Source organism: Mesorhizobium sp. M7A.F.Ca.ET.027.03.2.1 (assembly GCF_003999175.1).
Taxonomy (GTDB): Bacteria; Pseudomonadota; Alphaproteobacteria; order Rhizobiales; family Rhizobiaceae; genus Mesorhizobium.
Genome location: NZ_RZOM01000495.1, coordinates 1 through 4,389 on the forward strand (window position 1 = coordinate 1; position 4,389 = coordinate 4,389).

The window sequence follows — 4,389 nt, forward strand, 5'->3', positions numbered from 1 at the left end:
GTCTGCGTATATTCCGGAGCATCGATGCCGCGCATGCGGATGCGCTCAGTGCCAAGAGTGATCGAATCGCCGTCGTTGATGATTGCCAGGCCCTGTGTCTTGCGTGTCTCCACCCGGTCGAGGCGGGCCGCGAGCAGGATCAGCAGTCCGAGGATGATGACGGCAAGCCCGTAATCCACCAGCCGGCGCCACAGGCTTCTGGGGCGCGCAACGTATCTCCGGCGCGGTCTTGGCGACCATGAGCGGCTCATATGGCAAACGGTTGATTAATCATTCGAACGTAGCTTAACACTTGGAAACCGCTGCTCGCATAAATTGAAGTTTTGATGCCCTTGCAACGCTCGAACACAGCGGACAAGTTCATTGTGGACCGCAGGAAACCTCATCGCAACAGCGATGTGGCGCGCGCGGTGCGCAAGACGCGTGACCGTCTTTCGCAGCAGGCCGGCAATCCCGATTTCGATCGTGAACTGCTGAAGCTCCATGCCCGCGCGATGACCAGCGGCGCCATCGCCATCCCGCTTCTTGTTCTGGCGATCGCGGCGGCCGGCCGGCTGGCCGGAATCGGCAACGAGATCGGGCTCTGGGCGCTGTTCACCCTGACCTGCTACACTATCGTTGCCTTCATGGCGCGGCGCATCGAGCGCACCGAAGCTTCGGAGCTCAACCCTTCGCAAGCAGGACGGGAATTCCTGATCGGCCATTTCCTGTGCGGTCTCGGCTGGGCATGGTTCGTGTGGCTTGGCTGCAGCGTCTGCGAGGTCGATCCGTTCCACATCGTCAAGGCCGTGGTGCTGTTGTTCGCCATGGCGGCGACCGCGGTGATGACCTCGTCTCTGCGCGGGGCGCTGTTGGCGACCTTTGCCGTTCCCGTGGCGCTCTACGCTTATGCCGGCGCCAAGCTATGGATGCCGGTCGAGGCGATCATGGCCGCGCTGCTGGTCGTTTCGCTGCCGTTCTTCGCCTATGTGGCCCGTCATCTCAACCACTCGTCCCTGATGATGTTGTCGTTCCGCTCCGAAAAGGATGCGCTGATCGCTGAGCTGGAGACGGCGAAATCGATGTCGGACGAGGCGCGGCGGCGGGCCGAGGACGCCAATCTGGCAAAATCGCGGTTCCTCGCTTCGATGAGCCACGAATTGCGCACGCCGCTCAACGCCATTCTCGGTTTTTCCGAGGTGATGTCGAACGAGGTGCTGGGACCGATGAGCAATCCCACCTATCGCGACTACGCCCATGACGTGCACGAATCCGGTCAGCATCTGCTCGATCTGATCAACGAGATCCTCGACCTGTCGCGCATCGAGGCCGGCCGGTACCAGCTCAACGAAGAACCGGTGATGCTGCTTGGTATCGTTGAGGACTGCTGTCACATGATGGAGTTGAGGGCGCGCAACAAGGATATCCGGGTCGTCCAGGATTTCGAGCACGAACTGCCGCGCCTTTTCGCTGATGAGCGTGCGGTGCGACAGATCACGCTCAACCTTCTGTCGAATGCGATAAAATTCACCGCTACCGGCGGTGAAATCCGTGTCCGCGTTGGTTGGACGGCGGGCGGCGGACAATACATTTCAATCAAGGACAACGGACCGGGCATACCGGAAGACGAGATCCCGATCGTGCTTTCCGCCTTCGGCCAGGGCTCCATTGCCATCAAGAGCGCCGAGCAAGGCACCGGGCTTGGCCTGCCGATCGTGCAAGGGCTGCTCGCCATGCATGGCGGCGAGTTCGAACTTCATTCCAAGCTGCGCGAAGGGACCGAGGCGATCGCGATCTTCCCGCTCAGCCGGGTGATGGAGGAACTGCCGGCACTGCCGACTGCGGCGGTGGCGGCTCGACGACGGTAATCCGGCAAGACTCTAGCCACGTACCGCAGCTGCCATGCCCGAACTGGTCAGCGCGGCGGCCTTGACCAGCCCCGCAGCAAGGGCGGCCCCTGCCCCTTCGCCATGGCTGATACCCAAATCAAGCAACGGGCGCAGCCCTAGCCGTTGGGCGGCGCGTGCATGCGCGGGTTCCGGCGACAGGCTGGCCAGAAGGCAATGCTCGAGCGCTGTGGGATTGACGCCATGCAGTACCGCTGCGGCTGCCGTCGCCGCCAATCCGTCGAGCAGCACCGGGATCTTCTGCATCCGCGCGGCAAGGATGGCGCCGGCGATCGCCGCGAATTCACGGCCACCGACCCGGCGCAGCGCCTCGAGCGGGTCGCCGAGATGGCCGCCATGAAAAGCCAGCGCCGCATCGACCACGTCGGCTTTGCGTGCCTGCATCGCCGCATCGGCGCCCGACCCCGGGCCGACCCAATCGGCGCCCCTGCCCCCGAACAGTGCCGCAAACAGGGCGGCGGCGACGGTCGAGTTGCCGACGCCGAGATCGCCGAGACACAAAAGGTCAGTGCCGCCGGCGATCGCTTCCATGCCGAAGGCCATGGTGGCGGCACAGCCACGCTCGTCCAGCGCGGCCTCTTCGGTGATGTCGGCGGTCGGGATGTGCAGGGCAAGATCGAAAACCTTCAGCCCGAGATCGTAGGCAATGCAGATCTGGTTGATCGCGGCACCTCCCGCGGCGCAAAGTTCGACCGCGTTGGCGGTCGCCGCCACCGGCCGTGGCGAAATGCCATGGCGCGTGACGCCGTGATTGCCGGCAAAGACCGCCATCAGCGGTCTTGTCACCGCGGGCGGAGCCCGTCCGCTCCAGCCGGCCAACCAGGCGGCGATGTCCTCGATGCGGCCAAGCGAATTGCCTGGTTTATCGGCCTTGGCAAACAGCGTGCGCACGCGGGTCTCGGCTGCCGTGTCGGCCGCCGGCAGGTTGGCCAACAGGTTGCGAAAATCGTCGAAAGGCAGTGCGCTGGTCATCTTGTTATCGATCATTCCCTGGAGTTGGTGAGCGGCATAGCCGCCTTGCGGGGTTGGCACAACCTCCGGGATGATGGGCCTGCATTTGCCGCAAAGCCGGCCCCGAAGGGCGCAATCGCGAGGGCTTGCATTGGCTTTGCCATTGCACCATGTGGAGGTGGAACAAGGGATTCCGGATGGAAGCCCAAGAGAAAGTCATGACGGCCATCGAATCCCCGTGCATCCTGGTCTGTTCGATCGACATGAAAACCGGCTTCTGTTTCGGTTGCGGTCGCACGCGCGAGGAAATCGGCGCCTGGATCGGGATGACGACGGAAACGCGCCGCAGCGTCATGGCGCAATTGCCGGCCCGGCTGGAGACGGTCGAACGCCGGCCGCGCCGGGAAACTCGCCGCACCCGTATGGCGCGCGAACGCGACGCGCTATCGTGAGGTGCGGATGAGCCGGTTGTTCTGGATTTTGATGGCCGCGATCGGGGTGGGAGCAGTCCTGCTCATGCTCAATGATTCCGCCGGCAGCACGCTCGGCGTCGAGAACAACGATTTCAGCCGGCTGATCTGGCTCGGTGCCTTTGGCGCCCTTATCGGCGCCGGCCTGCTTCGCTCGGGCCGACCCCTGGGCGCCATGGCCCGCAATCTCGGCGCCTGGGCGGCGATCGCACTCGCGCTGATCGCCGGCTACCAGTATCGCTATGAGTTGCAGGATGTCGCCAGCCGGGTGACCGCGGGCCTTGTTCCCGGCAGCCCGCTTGCGCTTGGCGTCGAGGACGGCCACGCCACGGTGACGCTCGACAAGGCGGACAACGGCCATTTCGAAGCGCGCATCCTGATCAATGGGAACCCGGTCCGGGCCGTGGTGGATACCGGCGCAACCAGCACCGTGCTGACGTCGCAGGATGCGCAGGCCGCCGGATTCAATCCAGCGGCGCTCAACTACACCATACCGGTTTCGACCGCCAACGGCATGGCACGCGCCGCGGCCGTGAAAACCGATCAGATTGCGATCGGCGGCATCATGCGCAGGGATATGTCGGTGATGATCGCCGCACCCGGCATGCTCAGCCAGAGCCTGCTCGGCATGAACTTCATCGGTTCATTGTCGGGTTTTGACGTGCGCGGCGACCGCATGATCCTCAGGGATTGATCCCCGAAGCTCAAGCCGCTTCGGCTGCTGCGCCACCGAACTCGACGGCCGCGTAAGCCGTCTTCAGCACGTCCGGGCCGGCCCCGGGTTTTGTCGCGTCCGTGGACAGGATCTGCCGGTAGCGGCGCGCACCGGGCAGGCCATGGAACAGTCCGACCATATGGCGGGTGACATGGCCAAGCCGCCCACCCTGCTCGATATGGCGTGCCGCATAGTCCGCCATCGCATCGATCAGCGCGGCGAAATCGAACGGCTCGGACTGGACGCCGTAGAAAGCGGCATCGACGCCGGCCAGAATGCCGGGCGTGTGGTAGGCGGCGCGGCCAAGCATCGCGCCATCGACATGACCGAGATGCTTCTGCGCCTCTTCAATCGACTGAATTCCACC

Annotated in this window: 5 protein-coding genes and 1 pseudogene; 3 read left to right on the forward strand and 3 right to left on the reverse strand. The window is 64.1% G+C overall.

Features of this window, described 5'->3' with window-relative positions:
- Window positions 1–251, reverse strand: a pseudogene (locus EN750_RS41695) (thermonuclease family protein); the annotation flags it as partial.
- Window positions 252–326: 75 nt separating this feature from the next.
- Here EN750_RS41695 and EN750_RS20565 point away from each other — a divergent pair.
- The gene (locus tag EN750_RS20565; RefSeq protein WP_127270826.1) at window positions 327–1,847 is read left to right on the forward strand and encodes a HAMP domain-containing sensor histidine kinase; all 1,521 of its coding nucleotides are present in this window, start codon (window positions 327–329) and stop codon (window positions 1,845–1,847) included.
- Between the two features lie 12 nt (window positions 1,848–1,859).
- Here the strand turns inward: EN750_RS20565 and EN750_RS20570 are convergent, their stop codons facing one another.
- Complete coding sequence (locus EN750_RS20570; RefSeq protein ID WP_127397489.1) at window positions 1,860–2,858, reverse strand: nicotinate-nucleotide--dimethylbenzimidazole phosphoribosyltransferase; 999 nt, start codon at window positions 2,856–2,858, stop codon at window positions 1,860–1,862.
- 197 nt (window positions 2,859–3,055) lie between these two features.
- Between EN750_RS20570 and EN750_RS20575 the strand changes: the two genes are divergently transcribed.
- Together EN750_RS20575 and EN750_RS20580 are read left to right on the forward strand one after the other, a co-directional pair.
- Window positions 3,056–3,289, forward strand: a complete 234-nt coding sequence (locus tag EN750_RS20575; RefSeq protein ID WP_027036625.1) for a DUF1289 domain-containing protein — start codon at window positions 3,056–3,058, stop codon at window positions 3,287–3,289.
- Between the two features lie 7 nt (window positions 3,290–3,296).
- The gene (locus EN750_RS20580; RefSeq protein ID WP_127270820.1) at window positions 3,297–4,001 is read left to right on the forward strand and encodes a TIGR02281 family clan AA aspartic protease; all 705 of its coding nucleotides are present in this window, start codon (window positions 3,297–3,299) and stop codon (window positions 3,999–4,001) included.
- Window positions 4,002–4,011: 10 nt separating this feature from the next.
- Here EN750_RS20580 and EN750_RS20585 read toward each other — a convergent pair.
- Window positions 4,012–4,389: tRNA-dihydrouridine synthase (locus EN750_RS20585; RefSeq protein WP_189526347.1), on the reverse strand; the 378-nt coding region annotated here is incomplete at its 5' end.